A 21,845-nucleotide genomic window follows, 5' to 3' on the forward strand; every position below is an offset into this window, starting at 1 on the left:
GCAGGGGCAATGGCATCAACGCTGCGGGCGCGGTCCCGCGGCCCGGAACGCCTGCCTTCCTGTCGCCTCAGCGGCGGAAGGCCAAGCTGTCTTCCGCCGGCGCCTCCAGCGCGGCCAGCAGGGCGGCGCGGTGCGGCGAGAGGGCGCAGGCCGGGTCGGCCTGGGTGGCGTCGCCGGTCAGGGCAAGCGCCTGGCAGCGGCAGCCGCCCCAATCCACCTCCCGCCGGTCGCAGGAGCGGCAGGGCTCCGGCATCCAGGCGGTGCCGCGGAAGCGGTTGAAGGCCTCCGCGCCATACCAGATCTCGGCCAGCGACTGTTCCGTCACGCGCGGGAAGCTGAGGCCGGGGATGGTCTCGGCGGCGTGGCAGGGCAGCACGGCGCCGCTCGGCGTCACGTTCAGGAACTGCCGGCCCCAGCCGCCCATGCAGGCCTTGGGGCGGCTGGCATGGTAGTCCGGCGCCACGAAGTCGATCGCCATGCGGCCCTGCAGCCGCTCCCGCGCCGCCAGCACGGTGGCGCGCGATTCCGCCACCTGCGCGGCGCTCGGCATCAGCGCCGCGCGGTTGCGCAGCGCCCAGCCATGGTACTGGGTGTGCGCGATCTCCAGCCGCCCGGCGCCGAGCCTTTCCGCCAGCGCGATCATCGCCTCCACCGAATCCAGGTTGCCCCGGTGCAGCACCACGTTGATGGTCAGCGCCAGCCCGGCGGCGTGGATGCCCTCAACCAGCGCCAGCTTGCGGGCATGGCCGCCGCGGAAATTGCCGATGCGGTCGGCCGCCGCCGCCTCGGCGTGCTGCAGACTGAGCTGCACATGCGCCAGCCCGGCATCGGCCAGGGCGCGCAGCCGGGCACCGTTCAGCAGCACGCCGGAGGTGATGAGGTTGGTGTAGAGCCCCGCCTCGGCGGCGGTGGCGGTGATGGCCTCCAGGTCCGGCCGCGCCGCCGGCTCGCCGCCCGAGAGATGCAGTTGCAGCACGCCGAGCGCGGCCGCCTCGCGCATCACCCGCTGCCAGGTGGCGGTGTCCAGCTCGGCGCCGCGCTTCTCGAGATCGGTGGGGTTGGAGCAGTAGGGGCAGCCCAGCGGGCAGCGATGCGTCAGCTCCGCCAGCAGCCCGATCGGCGGCGGGATGCTCCCGCTCACGGCCGCACCAGCCCCTGCGCGCGGAGATCGTCCAGCACCGCCGCCACGTCGGCGGCGATCTCCTCCGCCGGCGCATCGTATTCGGCGGCGAGCTGCGCGGCGATGGCGGCGACGTCCCGCGTGCCGTCCAGCAGGGCCAGGATGGCGTGGGAGGTCTCGTCCAGCACCAGCACGCGCTCGGGCGCCAGCAGCACCCACTGGCCGCGTGCCGCATCGTGCCGCAGCCGGGCGTGCGGCGAGAGGCGGGGGGCCTCGCTCATCGGGGCCGGAAGCCGCCGGGCGGGACCAGCCCGGGCGTGACATAGGCGTGGTGCAGCGCGTCGAGCTGCGCCCAGAGCACGTCGCACTTGAAGCGCAGCGCCTCCAGCACCTGCTCCTGCTGCTCCGGCGTGCGCGCCTCGCGCTTGACGAAATCCAGCGCGAAGTCGGAATCGCGCGGCGCCTGCGTCATGCGGTGGCCGAAATAGCGCAGCGTGTCCTCGCTGATGAAGTCGTAGTGCCGCAGCATGCCCGAGACGCGCTCGGAGATGATGGTGGGCGAGAACAGCTCGGTCAGCGAGGAAGCCACCGCCTCCAGCAGCGACTTGTCGCGCACGTAGCGCACATAGGCATCCACCGCGAAGCGCGTGGCGGGCAGGATGCCGCGCCCGGCCTCGACATCGGCGCGGTCCAGCCCCAGCCCGTCGGTCAGCGCCAGCCAGCGGTTGATGCCGCCATCCGTGCCGTCCGTGCCGTCATGGTCCTCGATGCGGCGGCGCCATTCGCGGCGCAGCGCCGGGTCCTCGGCGCGGGAGAGGAAGGCGGCGTCCTTCAGCGGGATGCGGCTCTGGTAGTAGTAGCGGTTCAGCGCCCAGGCCTGCACCTGCCCCTTGTCCAGCCGCCCCTCATGCAGCAGGCGGTGGAAGGGGTGCAGGTTGTGGTAGCGCTCGGCGCCGATCCGCCGCAGCGCGGCCTCGAGTTCGTCGGGCGTCATCGGCCGCGTCACCATGCCAGCTCCATGCCGTCCTCCGCCACCGCCCAGCCCAGCGCGGCGGCCTGGGCGCGCTCCGCCGAATCGGACCGCAGCAGCGGGTTGGTGTTGTTGATGTGCACGAGCACACGCCGGCCGATCGCCAGCCCGGCCAGCGCCGCCAGCGAGCCATCCTCGCCCGAGAGCGGCTGGTGGCCCATGCGGCGGCCGGTCTTCTCGCCGACGCCGGCGCGGCGCAACTCGTCATCGGTCCAGACCGTGCCGTCGAACAGCAGCAGCGCGGCGCCATCGAGGCGCGCGCGCAGCTCCGGGGTCACGGCATGGCAGCCGGGGATGTAGTAGGCGCGCCGGCCATCGGGCGCGGTGAGCTCCACCGCCACCGTGTCCTCCGCATCCGCAGTAGTGCCCGCCTCCAGGTAGAGGGGCGGCTTGCCCGGCACGGCGAAGAGCCGCAGCGTCAGCCCCGGCAGTTCCCACGCCTCGCCCAGGGCCAGCGGCGCGCGCCGCACATGCCCGGGGCTCAGCGCCTCGAAGATGCTGTTGTCGCGCAGGATGCCGAGCACGCGCGGGGTGGCGCGCAGCCCGTAGCCCTGCCGCTCCCGCAGCGAGAGCAGCCCGGCGATGTGGTCGATCTCGCCGCTGGTCAGCAGCACCTGCGCGATGGGGCTGTGCCGCGGCGCCGCCCCCGGCTGGAGGGCCGGGGTGGCGGCGATCTGCCGCAGCACATCCGGCGAGGCGTTCACCAGCAGCCAGGTGCCATCGGCCAGCGCCACCGCCAGGGCGGACTGGGTGCGGGGGGAGAGGCGGGGATCGCCCGCCCAGGCCAGCCGGCAATTCTCGCAGGCGCAGTTCCATTGCGGAAAGCCGCCACCCGCCGCCGAGCCCAGGATGATGAGCCGCATCTCCCGCCCGGGATTACTCGGCGGTGGCGTAGGAGTTGATCTCCATGCCGGTGCAGAGGGTGACGATGCGGGGCTTGGTCCAACGCTTCATGAGGGCCTCCTGGCGGTCGGGACGGGACGCTGCGGGCCCGCACCGGAGGGGTGCGGCCACACCGGCCCAACGTGGCGGCGCGGCGGGGGGTTTCACACCCTCCCCGCTTGGTCACGGCGGCGCGAGGCGCTCCAACCGGGCCATGGCGGCGTCGTTGCACTGGCATCGCCGACCCTTCGCAGGAGATCCTCCCCGATGGCCGCACCCTCCCGCCGCCTTCTGCTGGGCTCCGCCCTGGGCCTCTCCCTCGGCGCCTGGGCCGGCCGCGCCCCGGCGGCGACGGGCCCCGACCCCCACCTGCCGCCGCCCGACCTGAGCCACGCGGTGCAGAACTACTCCCGCCAGCTGGGCTGGCCGGACGGGGTGACGCCCCGCGCGCCGGAGGGCTTCACCGTCAATGCCTTCGCCACCGGGCTGGACAGCCCGCGCTGGATGCACCGCCTGCCGAATGGCGACATCCTGGTGGCCGAGGCGCGCACCGTGCCCAAGCCGCCGGAGAATGCCGAGGACCGCGAGAAGCTGGAGAAGCAGCGCGCCGCCGGCACCATCGCCGGCGAAAGCGCCAACCGCGTCACCCTGCTGCGCGACGCCGATGGCGACGGCGTGGCGGAGACGCGGCAGGTGCTGCTCACCGGGCTGAACCAGCCCTTCGGGATGCTGTGGCAGAATGGCTGGCTCTACATCGCCAACACCGACGCGCTGATGCGCTACCGCTACACGCCGGGCGGCGACCGCATCGACCCCGCCACCGCCCAGCGCCTGCTGGACCTGCCCGCCGGCGGCTACAACAACCACTGGACGCGCAACGTCGTCGCCGCGCCGGACGGGCGGAAGCTCTATGTCACGGTGGGCTCCGCCAGCAACAATGGCGAGTTCGGCATGGAGCGCGAGGCGCGCCGCGCCGCCATCCTCGAGATCGACCCGGAGGGCGGCAGCCAGCGCATCTTCGCCCACGGCCTGCGCAACCCGAACGGGCTGGACTGGGAGCCGCAGACCGGCGCCCTCTGGACCGCCGTGAACGAGCGCGACAACATCGGCGACGACCTGGTGCCGGACTACATCACCAGCGTGCGGGAAGGCGGCTTCTATGGCTGGCCCTATGCCTATTGGGGCCGCAACCCGGACCCGCGCATGGCCCAGGAGCGGCCCGACCTGGTGGCGCAGAGCCTCAAGCCGGACTACGCGGTGGGCAGCCACACCGCCTCGATCGGCCTCGCCTTCCTGCGCCAGGGGGATGGCTTCCCCGCCCGCTACCGGGGCGGCGCCTTCGTGGCGCAGCGCGGCTCCTGGAACCGGGTGCCCTTCTCCGGCTACCAGCTCGCCTTCATCCCCTTCGCCGATGGCCGGCCGAGCGGGCCGCTGGAGCCCTTCCTCACCGGCTTCATGCCCGACAGCGGAACGGGCGAGACCTATGGCCGGCCGGTCGGCGTCATCGAGGACGGCCGCGGCGCCCTGCTGGTGACGGACGACGCGGGCAACCGCATCTGGCGGGTCGCCCCCGCCCGCTGAGCCGGGGGGCTGCCCCTGCCCCTGTCCCTGCCCCTGCCACTGTCCCTGGCCTCGCGCGCTGCGCCGCAGCGCGTGATGACGGGTGCCGACAACGGAACGGCCGGCCGATGGTTATAGTGGCGTCCCGCCTCGCGCATGGCGCGTGCAGGCTTCGCTTGTCCGGTGTGTTCCTTCATGTCCATTCCGGCGCCCGGCCGGTTACCCCCCGGCCTCAGGGTCTACGCCATCGGTGATGTGCATGGCTGCGCCACGAAGCTGGCCAGGCTGCACGCGATGGTGGCGGAGGATTGGGCCCGCCGCCCGGCCGAGCGCTGCGCCCTGGTGCATCTCGGCGACTATGTGGACCGCGGCCCGGACAGCGCCGCGGTGCTCGACCGGCTCTGCGGCGAAAGCCCCGTGCCCGGCGCCGAGCGTGTCCATCTGCGTGGCAACCACGAGGCGATGATGCTGGATTCGCTCGCCGCCGGCCCCGGCACGGTGGCCGAGGATGTCTGGCTGTGGAATGGCGGCGACGCCACTCTCTCCAGCTATGGCGTCTGCCAGGGGCCGCCGGTGCTGCCGCTGCGGCACCGGGCGCTGCTGGCCACCATGCCGCTGCGATGGGAGGCGGGGGATTATCTTTTTGTCCATGCCGGCATCGATCCGCGCCGGCCGCTGGCGGCGCAGCGCAACCAGGACCTGCTGTGGATCCGCGAGCCCTTCCTCTCCTGGCCCCGCCCGCTGCCCAAGGTGGTGGTGCACGGGCACACCCCCTGCCGCGCGCCGGAGCTGCGCCCGAACCGCATCGGCATCGACACCGGGGCGGTCGCCGGCGGACCGCTGACCTGCCTGGTGCTGGAAGCCGCGCAACTTCGTTTCCTCTCCGTATGAGAGGGCGCCTTGCGCGTGGCCGCAGGGCTGCGCTAGGCAGCTTGCCAATGCAAGGCCCCGTGCCCCCCTCTGCCCCTCCGGGCGCCCTCCCCGGCGCCCTCCCGGCCTCCCCGCAGGACGGCGCCGCCGCCTCGCCGGTGGAATCTCCGCCGGAGACCGGAACCCCCGTGGACGCCGCCGACCTCGCCGAGGCCGTGCGGCAGCTCAAGCGCGCCTCCGTCCTGGTGGTGGGCGACGCCATGCTGGACCGCTACGTCTATGGCCGCGTCACGCGCATCAGCCCGGAGGCGCCGGTCCCGGTGCTGGGGGTGGAGCGCGAGGTGGCCATGCCCGGCGGCGCCGGCAACGTGGTGCGCAACCTCACCGCGCTGGGCGCGGCGGTGGCCTTCCTCTCCGTGGTGGGCGACGACCAGGCGGGCAGCGACCTGACCGGGCTGATCGGCGGCCAGCCGCGCGTCGAGCCCTGGCTGCTGGTTCAGGGCGGCCGCGCCACCACCACCAAGACCCGCTTCATCGCCAACGGGCAGCAGATGCTGCGGGCCGACCACGAGATCGCCCGCGCCGTGCATCCGCGCCTCGCGGACCGGCTGGTGCGCATCGCCACCGACACGGTGGCCGCCACCTCGGTGATGGTGCTCTCCGACTACCGCAAGGGCGTGCTGGCGGGCGACGTGCCGGAGCGGCTGATCGCCGCCGCCAAGGCCGCCGGCCGCCGCATCGTGGTGGACCCGAAGGGCGAGGATTTCTCCCGCTACGCGGGGGCCGACGTGATCACCCCCAACCGCGCCGAGCTGGCGCTGGCCACCGGCATGCCGGTGGACACGGAGGAGGAGATCGTCGCCGCCGCGCGGGCGCTGCAACGGCACCATGGCTTCCCCGCCGTGCTCGTCACCCGCTCCGAGGATGGCATGACGCTGCTGGAGGGCGACGTGGTGCACCACTTGCCGGCCGAGGCGCCGGAGGTGCACGACGTCTCCGGCGCGGGCGACACGGTGGTGGCGGTGCTGGCCGCCGGCTACGCGGCCGGGCTGCCGCTGCCGCTGGCGGCGCGCATCGCCAACATCGCCGGCGGGCTGGTGGTGGGCAAGGTGGGCACCGCCGTGGCGCGCGAGGCCGACCTGCTGGAGGCCCTCACTCCCGAGCGCGGCGCGCTGCGCAAGGTGCTGCGCCGCGCCGCCGCGGCCGAGCAGGTGGAGCGCTGGCGCCAGCGCGGCTGGCGCGTGGGCTTCACCAATGGCTGCTTCGACCTGCTGCACCCCGGGCATGTGCACCTGCTGGAGCAGGCCCGCTCCTGGTGCGACCGGCTGGTGGTGGGCGTCAACGCCGATTCCAGCGTCAAGCGGCTGAAGGGCCCGGCGCGCCCGATCCAGCCCGAGGCGGCGCGCGCCGCCGTGCTGGCCTCGCTGGCCACCGTCGACCTGGTGACGGTCTTCGAGGAGGACACGCCGGTGGAGCTGATCGAGCTGCTGCGCCCGGACGTGCTGGTGAAGGGCGCCGACTACACGGTGGACCAGGTGGTGGGTGGCGAGCTGGTGCAGGAATGGGGGGGCGTGGTGAAGCTGGCGGCGCTGCTGCCGGGCAATTCCACCACCGCCACCGTGGCGCGGATGCGGGGCTGAACCGCCCCATGCGCTGGGAAACGCTGTTCGAGAGGCGCCGCTTCCTCTCGGACGCGGCCCGGCCGGCCCCCAACCGCAACGCCTTCCAGATCGACCAGGACCGCATCGTCTTCAGCCGCCCCTTCCGGCGGCTGCAGCAGAAGACCCAGGTCCACCCCCTGCCTTTCAACGCGCATGTGCGCAACCGCCTGCTGCACACGCTGGAGGTGGCCTCGGTGGGCCGCTCGCTGGGCTTCGCCGTGGGCTCCCGGCTGGCGGGCGAGCTGCGCGCGGCCGGCCACACGCCGGACGACCTGGGCTATCTCGTGCAGGCCGTCTGCCTGGCGCACGACATCGGCAACCCGCCCTTCGGCCATGCCGGGGAGGAGGTGATCGCCACCTTCATGGCGCGCTGGATGGAGGCCGAGGGCCGCCCCAGCGGGCTGGGGCTGGACGAGGACCTGCGCTTCTTCGACGGCAACGCCCAGGGCTTCCGCATCCTGACACGGGCCGATGGCTACCGCGAGCGCGGCGGGCTGAAGCTGACCTCCGCCAGCCTCGGCGCCTTCCTGAAATATCCCTGGGATGCCCTGGACCCCCGCGCCGCGCGGCAGGGCCGGGCGGGCGTGAAGTTCAACCATTTCGCCACCGAGCGCGAGGCCTTCGCCGCCGTCACCGCCGCCTGCGGCCTGGGCGGCGCCCATGCCCGCCACCCGGCCGTCTGGCTGATGGAGGCGGCGGACGACATCACCTACGGCCTCGCCGACCTCGAGGACGCGGTGGAGCTGCAGATCGTCCCCTACGCCACCTACGAGGCCCTGGTGGCGCCCCTGGCACGGGTCGAGGCCGGCCGGCTGGCGGATGAGGACACCGAGGCGCAGAAGGTGGCGCTGCTGCGCTCCGGCGCCATCGGCCGGCTGATCGGCGCCGTCACGGAAGCCTATTGCGAACACCACCCGCGCTTCATGGCCGGCGCGATGCCGGCGGGCGAGTCGCTGATCGGGCTGTGCGAGGCGGAGCTGCGCGGGCTGTTCCGCGCCGTGCAGGACACCAACCGCGACACGCTCTACTTCCACCCGCGCAAGGCCGAGTTCGAGATCGGCGCCTGGGACGTGCTGGAGAAGACGCTGGCGGTGTTCCTGGAAGCCTGCCTGGCGGTGGCGCGGCACGGCTTCGACGACATTCCCTCGCGCCCCCGGCAGGCGCTCTCGCTGATGCAGGACTACCACCCGAAGCCGGGCTTCTCCCCGAGCGAGACGATCCGCTGCGCGATCGACTTCGTGGCGGGCATGACCGACAACTACGCCGCCCATCTCGCCGCCCGGCTGCGTGGGCTGTGAGAGGGGAGCCAGCGGCTCCCCTCCCTTGCACCCGTCCTGGCAGCCGGCCCGGCGGACGCGCTCAGTTGGCGCTTGAAGGCCGCTGCTGCTGCGTGGGGTTGCTGCCCGGCGGCCCCACCTCCCGGGTCTCCAGCGACGGTGCGCCGGTGGTGTGCTGCGACGGCGCGCCGCCGGGCTGCTGCGGGCCGGCGCCACGCTCGGGCCGGCTGGCGGCGTTGCCCGGCGTCGGCGTGGTGGGGCCGCTGGGCGCGGCGCCGCTGTTGTTGCCGGTGCCGCTCTTGGCCTCCGGCCCGCTCAGCGTGGCGCCGTTCTCCAGCCCCGGGCGCGGGCCGAGCGGGTTCTGCGCCAGCAGGAAGCGCGGCGCGGCCTCGCTACGGCGGTCCGGGCGGGACGGGGCCGCGTCCTCCGTCCGGGGCGTGGTGTCCAGCTCGCGCTCCGCCGCGGTGCCGGGCGGGTTGCCGGGCTTGCCGTCCGACTGGCCGGGATAGGCGCCGGAGGTGTTGGTGCCGGCGGCGCGGTCCAGCGCGCGGGTGGCCTCCGTGCCCGGCGGGTTGCCGGGCGTGCCGTCCGACTGGCTGGGGTAGGCGCCGGAGGTGTTGGTGCCGGCGGCGCGGTCCAGCGCGCGGGTGGCGCTGTTGTTCTGCAGGGTCTGCCTGTCCGACTCGCCGGGCGCCGGCCCCGGCGTGGCAGCAGGAGGGGCGGAGCGGGTGTCCTGGGCCAGGGCCGGGCCGGCCACCAGGGCGGCGGCGGCGGCCAGGGCCAGCAGGTAGGGGCGCGCGTTGGCGGTCATCTCTTCCTCCGTCATGGGCGCGGGGCGCGCCGTCATGGAGGAAAACCACCCCGCCGGGGCGGGGTTGCGCGGGTTCAGGCCGGCGGCTCGCGCGCCACCAGGATGTTCATCAGCCCGCCCGGCTGGTTGGCCAGCTTGCCCCAACTGACCGCCTCCAGCTTCCCGGTGCCGCCGATCAGCCAGGCGGAAAGCCCCAGCCCCTGGAACTGCGCCGCCACCTCGGAGGCGCCGACGCCCGAGCGGGCCATCAGCGCCGGGGCGAACTCCATCATGATGCGCACATCGGGCGAGCGCTCCAGCAGCTGCGCCATGCCGCGCAGCGCCCGGCCTTCATAGCCTTCCACATCCATCTTGATGACATCGACGGTATAGGAAGGGTCGGGGAACATCTCGTCCAGCACCACGACATCCACCGTGACGCTCTCGGCCTTGCTGCGGGCCGGGTTCATCTGGATGTTGCCGCCGCCGGACATGCTGGGGTTGAAGGTGAGCACCGCCTGCCCCTTCGCGTCGCCCACCGCGACGGCGTGCAGCCTGGCCCATTTGTAGCCGTTGGCGCGCAGCGAGGCGGCGGACAGCTCGGCCAGCCGGGGGTTGGGCTCGAAAGCCTCGACCTGCCCTGTGGCGCCGGTCAGCTTCGCCGCGTGCAGGGCGTAGAAGGCATGGTTGGCGCCGATGTCGAACACGATGTGCCCCGGCTTCACCAGCCGGCGGAACAGATCCAGGTAGTTGCTCTCCCACCGGCCGACGGTGAGGAGGTGCACGCCGATGTCCTGGCTGCGGGTATCGACATAGATCCGCTGCCCCGTCTCCAGGAAGGTCAGCGCCGTGTGGTCGCCCAGGTAGAGCGACTGGGCGTTCATCATGCGGCTGGTGCGGGTGGCGAAGAACGAGGTGATCTCCTCCAGCCGCTTGCCGATGTGGTCGAGCTTGGCGCCAAGGCGCTGCTCGACCTGATCCATACGGCTTTCCAGCGCGGCAATACGGGCCGAAAGCTCCTGCTCGCTCATCGCGATCTCCTCATGCGGGGCCGGATGTTAGAGAGGCGGGATTCAGCCCGCAATCGGGCCGCCCTGGCCGCTCACCGCGGCCGCAGGTAGCTCTTGCGGTCCAGATACCCCTTGCGCCAGCGGGTGATGGCCATGCGCTCGAACAGCCCCGCCTTGGTGAAGGGATCGGCGTTGATGAAGGCCTCCGCCTCGGCGCGGGTCTCGACATCGACGATGTAGAAGCCGCCGCCGGCGTCGCTGCCGTCGTCCTTCAGCTTGGCGCCGCAGGCCAGCAGCCGGTCGACCTGCGATTCGAGGTAGTCGATGTGCTCCTCGCGCGTGGCCTGGCGCAGCGCCTGGCTGTCGGGCTTGTCGAAGGTCTCGATGATGTAGGGCATGAAGAGGGCTTCCTCCGTCTTGTCTTGGACGGTGGCAGCCTAGCGCCTGCGGCGCCCCGCGCCAGCCCTCCCCTTGCCGGATCCGGCCAGCGGAGGGCGCGGCGAAGGAAGGGGGCGCGGACCGGGGTTGCACGCCCTGCCCGCGTGCAAAATCAATCACCGGCGGTGTCCCCCTTCAGGTACCGCGCGGCTGGATCAGGCGGTTCGCATAGTGCGCCCGATCCCCCCGGCCCGCTTCCGGTCTCCGGCCCCCCCTGCGGGCCGGAAACCGATTCCCGCTGCGGCATCGGGGCTGACGGAACCCGGGGGGAGAGTGCGGGATCCGGTGACGCGGTGGGACGGTAGTAACCGCTTTCCGCCAGCCTCGCTGCAACTGCGAGTTATTCGCAAATAAGCCCATGGGCGGGGCGGCGTCAAGCATCATTTGCGAGCGGCTCGCAAAAAGAAAGGGCGGGCCATCCGCATGGCCCGCCCCCCTATCTTTCCGGCCCCGCCAGGCGGGGAGGATGGATCAGATCATCAGCTCGATCAGGAACGGCGCCTGCTGGGCGCAGGACTGCGCCAGCAGGTCGGCGCATTGCTCCAGCGTGGTGGCGCGGGCCGCCTCCACACCCATGCCGCCGGCCAGGCGCAGCCAGTCGATGTCCGGGTTGCTGAGGTCGAGCATGCTCATCGCCGTCGGACCCGGATTGGCGCCGACATTCTGGTACTCGCCGATCAGGATCTGGTACTTGCGGTTCGACAGGATGATGGTGGTGACAGGCAGCCGCTCCCGCGCCTGGGTCCACAGCGCCTGCAGCGTGTACATGGCCGAGCCGTCGGCCTGCAGGTTGATGACGCGGCGCTGCCCGCCGGCGCCGATCGCGGCCCCCGTGGCCAGCGGCATGCCGCAGCCGATGGCGCCGCCGGTGATGTGCAGCCAGTCATGCGGCGGCGCGGCGTGCGTCTCCTTGTAGAAGCCGCGGCCGAAGGAGACGCTCTCATCGGCGACGATGCCGCCCTCCGGCATCAGCGCGGCGAGCGTGCGGGCCAGGCCCTCCGGCGTCGGCGCGCCCTTGGCCGGCTCGGGGCGCGGGCCGGGGTCGGGGATGGCGGCCTCCGGCGCGCCCAGCTCATCGACCAGCGCCTGCAGCGCGGCGAGACCGTCCTCCTCGTAGCGCGAGAGGACATGCACGCCGGCCGTCTCCGGGTAGTGCAGGCTCGGCTTGCCCGGATAGGCGAAGAAGCCGACCGGCGCCTTCGCGTTCACCAGGATCAGGTGCTCGACCCACTTCAGCGCGTCGATCGCCATGTCCGCCGGATAAGGCACGCGCTCCAGCTGCATCCGGCCACGGCCGCGCTGCACCCGGGCGTTGGACATCTCGGCCAGAACGCGCTGGCCGGTGGCCTGGGCGGCGCGCCAGGCCAGCGCCTGCCCCTCGGCCCGCAGCGCGACGCCGCCGAGCAGGATCAGCACATTCTTCTTCTCGCGCAGGATGCGGGCGGCGTTCTTCACCGCATGCGGGTCCGGCGCGGGCGCGGGCGGCACGGGCAGCGCCTCGGCCGGCTCGGCGCCCTCGTTCCAGGCGGTGTCGGCGGGCAGGATCAGCGTGGCGATCTGCCCCGGTGCGGTGCGCGCGGCCTGCACGGCCACGGCGGCATCGGCGCCGACGCGCTTGGCGTCCATCGCCGTCCGCACCCAGCCGGAGACGGGGCGCGCCCAGCCCTCGGTGTCGGCGGTGAGCTGGGCATCCAGCGGGCGATGATAGGTCGCCTGGTCACCCACGATGTTGACGATGCCGCTGCGGGCGCGGCGGGCGTTGTGCAGGTTGGCCAGGCCGTTGGCCAGGCCGGGGCCGCAATGCAGCAGGGTGGCCGCCGGCTTCTCGGCCATGCGCCAGTAGCCATCGGCCATGCCGGTGACGATGTTCTCCTGCAGCCCCAGCACGCAGCGCATGCCGGGAATCCGGTCCAGCGCGGCGACGAAATGCATCTCGCTGGTGCCCGGGTTGGCGAAACAGGTGTCCACCCCGCTCTTCAGCAGCGTGTGGACAAGGCTCTCGGCTCCGTTCACCGGCGTCTCTCCCTCGGCGGTCATGTCGCGGAGGGTGCAGCCAAAGCGGCGCGGGGCCAAGAGCGGCTGTATCGGAAGGCGCTACCCGAGCAAAAAAGACCGGCAGCCGGGCCGCTTCCGGCCGCCGCTCAGCCCAGCCAGGCGGGAACCGGCAGGCCCTTCTCCCGCAGGAAGGCCGGGTTGAAGAGCTTGGACTGGTAGCGCGCGCCGCCATCGCAGAGGACCGTCACCACGGTGTGGCCGGGGCCGAGCGCGCGCGCCACGCGGATGGCCGCCGCCACGTTCAGCCCGGCGCTGCCGCCGACGCAGAGCCCCTCCTCCGCCAGCAGGGCATAGACCTGCGCCAGCGCCTCGGCGTCGGGGATGGTCTCGGCGCCGTCGATCGGGGCGCCCTCCAGGTTGCCCGGCACGCGCGCGGCCTGGCCGATTCCCTCGGTGATGGAACCGCCCGGGGTGGCCTTCACCGTGCCGCTGTTCACCCAGGGGGCAAGCGCGCTGCCCTCCGGGTCGGCCAGCACGATGCGGATGCCGGGGTTGCGCGCCTTCAGCGCCCGCGCCGTGCCGGCGAGCGTGCCGCCGGTGCCGCAGGCGCAGGTGAAGGCATCCACCCGGCCGCCCGTCTGCTCCCAGATCTCGGGGCCGGTGGTGCGCTCATGCGCCAGCGCGTTGTCCGTGTTGTCGAACTGGTTGGCCCAGACGGCACCCAGCTCCTCCGCCAGGCGGCGGGAGACATGCACGTAGTTGCCGGGGTCGCTGAAGGGCTTCGCCGGCACCAGCCGCAGATCGGCGCCGATCATGCGGAGGAAGTCCAGCTTCTCGCGGCTCTGCGTCTCGGGCACCACGATGACGCTCCGCCAGCCCCGCGCCTGCGCGGCGAGGGCGAGGCCGATGCCGGTGTTGCCGGCCGTGCCCTCCACCACCGTGCCGGGCTGGCCCGGGGTGAGCAGCCCGCGCTCCACCGCGCCCTGCAGGATGCCGAGCGCCGCACGGTCCTTCACCGAACCGCCGGGATTCATGAACTCGGCCTTGCCCAGGATCTCGCACCCCGTCTCCTCGGAGGCGCGGCGCAGCCGGATCAGCGGGGTGTTGCCGACGGCGCCCCAGAAGCCGCCGGCGATGCGGGGGGTGCCGGCCGTGGTCTCGGCCGTGGAATCCGGAGCAGTCTGACCCAACTGGATGCTCATGCGGCGGCGCCCTCCTGAAGGATGGAGGAAATCACGCCCTGCGATCGCATGTCAACGGAACCGCACCCGGAAAGCCCGAAACGAAATCGGGGTTTAGAAGTCCCGCGGCGCCGGAGCGGCTTTCAGTCGCCCGGCTCGGGGTGACGCAGCAGCCAGAGCCTCTCATGCGCCGCGACCAGGCTTTCCATGTTCTTGCGCCGGTTGTGGTCAGGCGCCGTGGGGCGGCGGGTCAGCATCGTCTCCAGGATACGGAGCAGCTCTTCCGCCACCTCGAAATCGCCCTGATCGCAAGCCTGGTGGAAGGCGATGAGGATTTTGTCGGACAGGCGGCGCGTATGGCGCGGGGCAGCCTGGCCGCTGCGCGCCGACTCGCGATCCGCCCGGCCCTCTGACAACTCATCCGCCATGATGACGCTGCTCCTCGATCTACAGCCCCGCCATTCAATTATTAATCCGCAAATAAAACGTATTTGTGGAGGGGCGGGAACTGCCTCTTAGCAGGTCTTGCAGCGGCCTGCCTACCGATGACACAGCTGCGTGAGAAAGCGGAGGCACAGGTTTTTTTGGAGTGTTACATTCCCGCCAACTGCCCGCGGATGGCGGCGGCAATATCTTCCGGCGGGGTCTGCGGGCGCAGCAGGCTGCGCACCCGGCCATCCGGCCCGATCAGGTAGATGAAGGAGGAGTGGTCCATCAGGTACTCGCTCATCTCCGGACGGTTGACCTTGGCATAATAGACGCGGAAGCGGCGGGCGGTTTCCGCCACCTGCTCGGGCGTTCCGGTCAGACCCACCATGCGGGGGTGGAAATTGGCCACATAGGGCTTCAGCGCCGCCGGGGTGTCCCGCTCGGGGTCGATGGTGAACAGCACCGGCGTCACCCGCTCCGCCTGGGCGGGCGGCAGCAGGTCCATGGCGGCGCTGATGGCGCCGAGCTCGGTGGGGCAGACATCGGGGCAGAAGGTGAAGCCGAAATAGGCCACCAGCAGCCCGCCCCCGAAATCGGCCTGGGTCACGGTGCGGCCATCCTGGTTCACCAGGCTGAAGGGGCCGCCCAGGCTCATTCCCTGCGGCAGCTGCACACCCCCCGCGGAGGGCAGCGGCGCCTCCTGCCCGGTGAGGGCGGCGACCTGCCGCATGAAGGCGTCGCCCAGCGGCTCCCCCGGCTGCCGGCCGAACCAGGCCACGCCCCAGAGCGCGCCGAGGCCGAGGATCAGGACAAGGACGAGGATGCGGAGGAGGCGTTGCATGCCCCCCTCATTAGCCGATCGCCCCCCGCTTGATGAGGGCGAAAAGCCGGGCGGCGGAGGCTCCCCTCCCCCGCCCGGCGCTTCACCCGGGCCTTACCAGGGCGTTACTGGGGCAGGATCTGCCCTTCCGGCTGCTTGTCGGCGAACACGCCGTCGGCGAAGGCCTCCTCCCAGGAACCCTGGGTGCTGGCCTTGGAGTATTCCGTGGCGCGGCCCTCGAAGAAGTTCATGTGCTCCACGGCGTTCAGGATCTCGTCCAGCCAGGGCAGCGGGTTCTTCTCGATGCCGTAATGCGCGTCGAGGCCGAGCTGCTGCAGGCGGCGGTCGGCGATGAAGCGGATGTAGAGCTTGATGTCCTCGGGCGTCATGCCCTGCACGCCGCCCAGCTCGAAGGCGAGGTCGATGAAGGCGTCCTCGTGCTCGACGATGGTGGTGCAGATGGTGGTCAGCTCCTGGCGGAACTGCTCCGTCCAGATCTCCGGGTTCTCCTGGATGAAGGTCCGGAACAGGCGGATGACGGAGAGGCAGTGCAGCGTCTCGTCGCGCACCGACCACGTCACGATCTGCCCCATGCCCTTCATCTTGTTGAAGCGCGGGAAGTTCAGCAAGATGGCGAAGGAGGCGAAGAGCTGCAGGCCTTCCGTGAAGGCGCCGAACGCGGCCAGCGTCTTGGCGATCTCGGTCTTGTTGTCGACCGAGAAGGTCTGCATGTAGTCGTACTTGTCCTTCATCTCCTTGTACTTGAGGAAGGCCTGGTACTCGATCTCCGGCATGCCGATGGTGTCGAGCAGGTGCGAGTAGGCGGCGATGTGCACCGTCTCGATGTTGGAGAAGGCTGAGAGCATCATCAGCACCTCGGTGGGCTTAAACACCTGGCTGTAGTGCTTCATGTAGGCCGAGTTCACCTCGACATCCGCCTGGGTGAAGAAGCGGAAGATCTGGGTGACGAGGTTGCGCTCGGTCTCCGTCAGATTCTTCTGCCAGTCCTTCACGTCGTCCGCCATCGGCACCTCTTCCGGCAGCCAGTGGACGCGCTGCTGGGTCTGCCAGGCATCGAAGGCCCAAGGGTAGCGGAAGGGCTTGTAGACCGGGTTGGCGGTCAGCAGGTCCATCTTCTCGGGCGCGGCGTGTTCGGACATGGGGTCTCTCCGGTGGCTCGGTCATGGCGCGCCGCACGGCGTTCCTGCGCCGCGCGTCGTCTGGTGTCTGGCAGAAAGGTTCCGGGTCAAGCGCGGGCGGCTTGCGGCCGCAGGGGCGGGAGGCGCGGCGCCCTGCATCCGCCGCCGTGAAGCTCAGGAAAGGGCTGCTGCGGACGGCAGGAACTTTCCCTGCTGCGATGTCCTGGCATGCCCTTCCATTCACACACTCCGGCGGGTTTCTCGGTCCGCAGCATATGGGGCGAGGCAGCGCAGCGCAAGGCGACCGCCAGGCGATTCGGCAGCCAGCACACCACATCTGGTGTCCCTTCTGGCACACAGGCACGAACTGTGGACATTTCGGCCTGAAACCATCCTCCCCGCTCCCTGCGCCAGGATGCGGCGCGCTGCGCCTCGCCTGCGGCAAGGGCTCCCGCGACGCCCCTGGCCGGAGACTCCACCGCAGCCTGCGGGCCAGCACGGCGCGGTACCGACGGGAGGAGCCGTGCACCCCGGCGCGTGGCAGGCCGGGCCCCCAAGACCGGAGGAGGAGAATGCAACTCCGGGTAGAAAACAGCCACGAACAATAGACATTGATATGCGCAAGTACCGGCTGGCCGCGTGCCAGGTCCAGACTGGAGCTTGGCTGGAGCAGCCATTTCTTTTCCGTGGCTTAGCGACGGAAGAGAGATCAGGGCACACCAAGTATTGCGACATTTTTGCCGCGTCACCGCGGAATCACTTTTCAGCGGGATGCAGTCACTTCTGCGGCATTTATTGACAGTTGTATAAGGTCCTGACCTGCCCGGAACGATTGCGGAAAGGGCCAGGCCACACTTCCGCCTTCCTCTTCTCCATCACGCCGGCCAGTCCAGACCTGAGCCAACCGGCCGCTTCCTGCGGCGTGGTTCCGGCTGAGGCGCGGCCCGCCTTCTTCCAGCTTCGGCCTCCCGCAAAAGCGGATCTGACAGTTCATAAAGAGAGAGAAAAAATGGCCAGTTCGCCTTCTCCCTATGTCCTCAACGTCGACGAGGCCTACTACTTCACGTTCAATCCCGACGTGGCCGCCTCCGGCATGAGCGCCGCCATGCACTTCTCCCTGTTCGGGAAGGCGGAAGGCCGCAGCCCCAACGCCCTGTTCGACCGGGACTACTATCTCGCCGCCAACCCGGACGTGGCCGCCGCCGGCACCGACCCCTTCGAGCACTTCCTCGATTTCGGCCTGCGTGAGGGCCGCAGCACCACGCCGCTGTTCGATGCCACCTTCTACCTGGCGCAGAACCCCGATGTCCGCGCCGCGGTCGAGGCCGGCACCATGACGGCGGCCGAGCATTTCTTCCGCTTTGGCCAGTCCGAGGGCCGCTCGCCCAACGCCGCGCTGGACCTCACCGCCTATCTCGCCGCCAATGACGATGTGCGCGCCGCCGTCGAGGCCGGCACCTTCGATGCGCTGACCCACCTGCTGACCTACGGCTTCGCCGAGGGCCGCGATCTCGGCAATGGCGTGAGGCTCACCGACTTCGCCGCCGACAGCGCCTTCACGGACGCCGTGGCCGCGCAGGACGCCCACGCCGCACTGGCCCGCATGGCCGCCGTGGCGCCCTTCTTCCCGGATTTTCAGGCGCCCGCCGGCTGGCAGCCCGCCACGGACACGCCGATCCCGACCGACTTCACCCCGGTTGACGGCGCCGTGCTGCGCGTCCCCGCCGGCGTCGAGATCCCCGAGGGCATGACCCTCTCGCGGGACGTCTTCCTGCCCTACCTCACCGTCACGGTGGAGGAGGAGGTGCTCCGCTTCGGCGGCAATGCCGAGGGCGAGATCACGCTGCAGCGCGTGGACGGCACCCTGGTCTTCACGCGCGAGGGCGAGAGCGTCACCGCCGCCGGGCCGGCGGCCGAGATCGCGCTGGGCGATGCCAGCCTCGCGGCCCCCGCAGGGGCGCTGGACGGCCTGGCCGTCACCGGCACCGGCACGGTCATCCTCTCCGGCCTGGAGGCCGGGACCGACCTCTCCGGCCTGGCCGCCAGCCTCGACGTGACGGCCCTGGTCGTCGGCGACCTGGACATCACGGGCAATGCTGCGCTCGGCACGGTCGACACCTTCCGCGTCGCGGAGGGCGCGACCCTCACCCTCTCCGCCGGCCAGGCCGGCGCGGCGGAGCTGGAAGGCCGCCATGTGGTGCAGGATGCTGCCGCCGCCTTCTTCGACGGCGCGGCGCCGCGGCCCTTCCTGGCCGGCGCCGCCGGCGTGACCGTCACCGACATGGCGAGCCTGGCGCAGCTGGCCGCGCTGCGCGGGGCCTTCGAGGGCGAGCTGGCCTATGACAGCCTCTCGGGCGACCGCGCCGCGCTGCTGGCCGACATGGCGAGCCAGGACGGCGGCGGCACCTTCGTGAAGCTCGGCAAGGCCGTGCTGGTGACCGACGCGGCCAGCCTGGCCGAGCTGGACGCCATCGACGCGGCGAACGGCAATGCCGGCGTCAGCGTCACCGCCGTGGCCGACACCGCGGCGAACCTGATGAATGACGGCACGCCCTTCGCGCGCGTCACGGAAGGCGTGGCCGTCACCGTCACGGATGCGGCCACCCTCGCCCAGCTTGCCACGATCGATGCGGCCAATGGCGGCGGCGCGCTGAGCTACTCGGCCGTCACCGACGCGGCCTCGGCCCTGGTGACGAACAGCGACGGCTATGTGCGCGCCGGCACCAACGTCACCGTGACGGGCGCCGCCACCCTCGCCCAGTTCGCCAGCATCGACGCCGGCAACGGCAATGGCGCGCTGGTCTACACAGCCATCACCGACACGGCGGCGGCCCTGGCGGCGAATGCGGCGGGCTATGTGAAGGACGGCACCGACGTCACCGTGACGGGCGCCGCCACCCTCGCCCAGCTCGCCGGCATCGACGCCGCCAACGGCGACGGCGCGCTGGTCTACACGGCCATCACCGACACGGCGGCGGCCCTGGCGACGAATGCGGCGGGCTATGTGAAGGACGGCACCGACGTCACCGTCACGGATGCCGCCACCCTCGCCCAGCTCGCCGGCATCGACGCCGACAACGGCGACGGCGCGCTGAGCTACACGGCCATCACCGACACGGCGGCGGCCCTGGCGACGAATGCGGCGGGCTATGTGAAGGACGGCACCGACGTCACCGTGACGGATGCCGCCACCCTCGCCCAGCTCGCCGGCATCGACGCCGCCAACGGCAATGGCGCGCTCAGCTACGGCAGCGTCACCGACACCGCAGCCAACCTGGCGGCGAACAGCGACGGCTATGTCCGCGCCGGCACCGACGTCACCGTGACCGATGCCGCCACCCTCGCCCAGCTCGCCGGCATCGACGCCGCCAACGGCAATGGCGCGCTGGGCTACGGCAGCGTCACCGACACCGCGGCCAACCTGGCGGCGAACAGCGACGGCTATGTCCGCGCCGGCACCGACGTCACCGTGGCCGATGCCGCCACCCTCGCCCAGCTCGCCGGCATCGATGCCGCCAACGGCAATGGCGCGCTCAGCTACGGCAGCGTCACCGACACCGCGGCCAGCCTGGCGGCGAACAGCGACGGCTATGTCCGCGCCGGCACCGGCGTCACCGTGACCGATGCCGCCACCCTCGCCCAGCTCGCCGGCATCGACGCCGCCAACGGCAACGGCGCGCTGGGCTACACGGCCATCACCGACGCGGCGGCCGCCCTGGCGGCGAACGCGGCGGGCTATGTGAAGGACGGCATCGACGTCACCGTCACCGATGCCGCAACCATCGCCCAGTTGGTGGCCATCGACGGCGCCAATGGCAATGGCGCGCTGGAGCACGCGCTGATCACCGACAGCTGGCAGGCGCTGCTGGCCGGTGATGCGGCCGCCTATCTGCCGGGCGCCACCACCATCACGCTCACCAGCTACAATCTGGGTCAGGTGGCGGTCTCCGACGTGCAGCGGCTGCTGGCGATCTCCAACCTGGTGGATGGCGGCGGCGACCGCATCGAGCTGGCCGACCTGGCCTACACGCTGAACGACCTGCCGGCCGACCTGGCCCAGGGCAATGCGGCGGCCATCGTCATCCATGCCGATACGGTGACGGCCTCGGCGCCGGCCACGGTGGCGCAGGCCGTGGTCATCTACGACCGGGATGCGACGGCGAGCTACGCGATCACCGACTCCGCCGCCGCCCTCGCGCGCAGCGACAGCGAGGCCGATGCGGCGATCCGCCACGCCGGCGACCTGAACGCCAGCACCGCGGCCACCGCCGCCCAGGCCACGGTCATCCATGACCGCGATGGCGCCGGCGCCGTGCACTACGACGTCTACGACCATTTCCAGAACCTGTCGGGGCTGGCCTCGGCGGTGCGGAACACGGCGCACGACATCACGGTCAACGGCTACTACTACGGCAACGTGCTGAGCACGGCGGACGCGGCCACCGCCGCCGCCTGGGGCAACACGGGCGCGACGAACATCTACAACATCCGGGGCACGGCCTCGGAGGTGAGCGCCTTCGTCACCGCCCACCAGGAGACGGGCGGCGAAACCGCGCTGCGCTACACCTTCAGCGTCCTGGATTCGCCGGCCGGCGTGCTCGACCGGATCAACGCCAATGATCTCGCCTTCGTCGCCGGCAACGCTGCCACCGAACTGACGGACGACAACAAGGCCTCCTATGTCACGGTCAACGGCAGCTTCACGGTGGATCAGGCGCAGACCTTCTGGAACGCGGTCCAGCCGGTGCTGGGCTCCGACCAAGCCACCGAGCAGCGCACCTACTACGGCGTGATCGACTCGGTGGTGAACTACACGAACGAGGAGGTGGCGACCGCCGGCATCCGCGGCACGGACTACCTGCGCGTCGTCGACAACGCCGCCAACGTGCACGCCGCGCAGAACGGCTTCGACAACGCCCACGCGGATATCTTCTGGCTGCTCGACTCCCGCAACAGCGGCTCGGATTCGATCTCCGTCACCGGCAGCGCGGGGGACCAGTACATCAGGGGCACCGCGGGCAGCGACTACATCGCCGGCGGCGCCGGTGCCGACTACATCAGCGCCGGAGCCGGCAAGGACACGCTCCATGCCGGTGACAGCGGGGCCGACACGGTGTGGAACACCGCCATCTACAACAGCTCCAACACCATCATCGGCGGCCGCGACGGCGACAACATGTTCGGCAGCGCCGACTTCGACAACTACATCTACCAGGGCTATGACCGGACGCAGCTGATCGCCGAGTCCGGCACCACCCAGTGGACGCGCGACTACATCAGCAACTTCAGCCTGGGCGACCGCATCTACTTCCAGGGCGCGGACAGCGTGCAGTTCCTCAGCAACGGCCTGGCCAGCGCCAGCACCGTGAGCTCGGACAGCCTGGGCCTGGCCATCCGCTACGAGAAGAACGTGCAGGTGCTGAACTACTCCGGCAATGGCGTGGTCGAGGCCACCCGCGTTCTGCTGGATGTCAGCGACAATGCCGGCCGGTTCGACGACGTTGCGGACATGCACATCATCCTGGTCGGGTCGAACATCGACGTGAACTGGGACAATGGCGCGCTGATCTTCGGCGGCTGACCCCCGGCCGGAGGGTACTCCGGATCACGCGCCGGGGCGGCGATCCCGCCCCGGCGCCCCTC

At 71.4% G+C, this 21,845-nt stretch carries 18 protein-coding genes; 5 read left to right on the forward strand and 13 right to left on the reverse strand.

Annotated features, from left to right (window positions below; translation table 11 throughout):
• Positions 1-67: 67 nt before the first annotated feature.
• The 5 genes from pqqE to pqqA are packed head-to-tail and all read right to left on the reverse strand — an operon-like array spanning position 68 to position 3,104.
• The gene (pqqE, locus tag ACFOY6_RS09595) at positions 68-1,141 is read right to left on the reverse strand and encodes a pyrroloquinoline quinone biosynthesis protein PqqE (protein WP_379650376.1); all 1,074 of its coding nucleotides are present in this window, start codon (positions 1,139-1,141) and stop codon (positions 68-70) included.
• Positions 1,138-1,401, reverse strand: coding sequence for a pyrroloquinoline quinone biosynthesis peptide chaperone PqqD (gene pqqD, locus ACFOY6_RS09600; protein WP_109516369.1), 264 nt, complete (start codon positions 1,399-1,401; stop codon positions 1,138-1,140). Before pqqD ends, pqqE begins: the two co-directional genes overlap by 4 nt.
• The gene (gene pqqC / locus ACFOY6_RS09605; RefSeq protein WP_379632966.1) at positions 1,398-2,129 is read right to left on the reverse strand and encodes a pyrroloquinoline-quinone synthase PqqC; all 732 of its coding nucleotides are present in this window, start codon (positions 2,127-2,129) and stop codon (positions 1,398-1,400) included. The genes pqqD and pqqC overlap by 4 nt, the downstream gene beginning before the upstream one ends.
• Positions 2,123-3,013, reverse strand: a complete 891-nt coding sequence (pqqB, locus tag ACFOY6_RS09610; protein WP_109516371.1) for a pyrroloquinoline quinone biosynthesis protein PqqB — start codon at positions 3,011-3,013, stop codon at positions 2,123-2,125. Before pqqB ends, pqqC begins: the two co-directional genes overlap by 7 nt.
• A gap of 13 nt (positions 3,014-3,026) precedes the next feature.
• Positions 3,027-3,104, reverse strand: coding sequence for a pyrroloquinoline quinone precursor peptide PqqA (pqqA, locus tag ACFOY6_RS09615; protein WP_379650412.1), 78 nt, complete (start codon positions 3,102-3,104; stop codon positions 3,027-3,029).
• A 195-nt stretch (positions 3,105-3,299) separates the two neighbouring features.
• On the opposite strand from pqqA, the gene ACFOY6_RS09620 reads away from it, so the two are divergent.
• The 4 genes from ACFOY6_RS09620 (at position 3,300) to dgt (ending at position 8,421) form a co-directional block, all read left to right on the forward strand.
• On the forward strand, positions 3,300-4,613 hold the full coding sequence (locus ACFOY6_RS09620) for a PQQ-dependent sugar dehydrogenase (RefSeq protein WP_379632962.1): 1,314 nt from the start codon (positions 3,300-3,302) through the stop codon (positions 4,611-4,613).
• 174 nt (positions 4,614-4,787) lie between these two features.
• Positions 4,788-5,483: a metallophosphoesterase family protein gene (locus tag ACFOY6_RS09625; protein WP_109516374.1), complete on the forward strand. Its 696-nt coding sequence runs from the start codon at positions 4,788-4,790 to the stop codon at positions 5,481-5,483.
• Between the two features lie 47 nt (positions 5,484-5,530).
• Positions 5,531-7,102, forward strand: a complete 1,572-nt coding sequence (rfaE1, locus tag ACFOY6_RS09630) for a D-glycero-beta-D-manno-heptose-7-phosphate kinase (RefSeq protein WP_245906217.1) — start codon at positions 5,531-5,533, stop codon at positions 7,100-7,102.
• A gap of 8 nt (positions 7,103-7,110) precedes the next feature.
• Positions 7,111-8,421 carry a dGTP triphosphohydrolase gene (gene dgt, locus ACFOY6_RS09635; RefSeq protein ID WP_109516376.1) on the forward strand — a complete coding sequence of 437 codons (1,311 nt, stop codon included), beginning with the start codon at positions 7,111-7,113 and terminating at the stop codon, positions 8,419-8,421.
• Positions 8,422-8,482: 61 nt separating this feature from the next.
• On the opposite strand, the gene ACFOY6_RS09640 is transcribed toward dgt, so the two are convergent.
• From ACFOY6_RS09640 to ACFOY6_RS09675, 8 genes are all read right to left on the reverse strand, one after another.
• Entirely contained in the window at positions 8,483-9,211 is a 729-nt protein-coding gene (locus ACFOY6_RS09640; protein ID WP_379650380.1) for a hypothetical protein, read from the reverse strand.
• A gap of 74 nt (positions 9,212-9,285) precedes the next feature.
• Positions 9,286-10,221 (reverse strand): FkbM family methyltransferase, encoded by a 936-nt coding sequence (locus tag ACFOY6_RS09645; RefSeq protein ID WP_379650382.1) that lies wholly within the window; start codon positions 10,219-10,221, stop codon positions 9,286-9,288.
• Positions 10,222-10,292: 71 nt separating this feature from the next.
• Positions 10,293-10,598: a YciI family protein gene (locus ACFOY6_RS09650; RefSeq protein WP_109516378.1), complete on the reverse strand. Its 306-nt coding sequence runs from the start codon at positions 10,596-10,598 to the stop codon at positions 10,293-10,295.
• A 511-nt stretch (positions 10,599-11,109) separates the two neighbouring features.
• Entirely contained in the window at positions 11,110-12,651 is a 1,542-nt protein-coding gene (locus ACFOY6_RS09655; protein WP_109516426.1) for an acetolactate synthase large subunit, read from the reverse strand.
• A 128-nt stretch (positions 12,652-12,779) separates the two neighbouring features.
• On the reverse strand, positions 12,780-13,835 hold the full coding sequence (locus tag ACFOY6_RS09660) for a cysteine synthase A (RefSeq protein WP_109516379.1): 1,056 nt from the start codon (positions 13,833-13,835) through the stop codon (positions 12,780-12,782).
• A 122-nt stretch (positions 13,836-13,957) separates the two neighbouring features.
• A complete protein-coding gene (locus tag ACFOY6_RS09665) occupies positions 13,958-14,242 on the reverse strand; it encodes a hypothetical protein (RefSeq protein WP_109516380.1) in 285 nt (94 codons plus the stop codon).
• Between the two features lie 164 nt (positions 14,243-14,406).
• Entirely contained in the window at positions 14,407-15,084 is a 678-nt protein-coding gene (locus ACFOY6_RS09670; RefSeq protein WP_109516381.1) for an SCO family protein, read from the reverse strand.
• 104 nt (positions 15,085-15,188) lie between these two features.
• Positions 15,189-16,223 (reverse strand): ribonucleotide-diphosphate reductase subunit beta, encoded by a 1,035-nt coding sequence (locus ACFOY6_RS09675; RefSeq protein ID WP_109516382.1) that lies wholly within the window; start codon positions 16,221-16,223, stop codon positions 15,189-15,191.
• A gap of 988 nt (positions 16,224-17,211) precedes the next feature.
• Here ACFOY6_RS09675 and ACFOY6_RS09680 point away from each other — a divergent pair.
• Positions 17,212-21,783, forward strand: coding sequence for a beta strand repeat-containing protein (locus tag ACFOY6_RS09680; protein WP_379650387.1), 4,572 nt, complete (start codon positions 17,212-17,214; stop codon positions 21,781-21,783).
• The last annotated feature ends 62 nt before the right edge of the window (positions 21,784-21,845 follow it).

Origin of the sequence: Teichococcus aestuarii, assembly GCF_042651065.1 — a bacterium.
GTDB classification, from domain to species: domain Bacteria; phylum Pseudomonadota; class Alphaproteobacteria; order Acetobacterales; family Acetobacteraceae; genus Pseudoroseomonas; species Pseudoroseomonas aestuarii.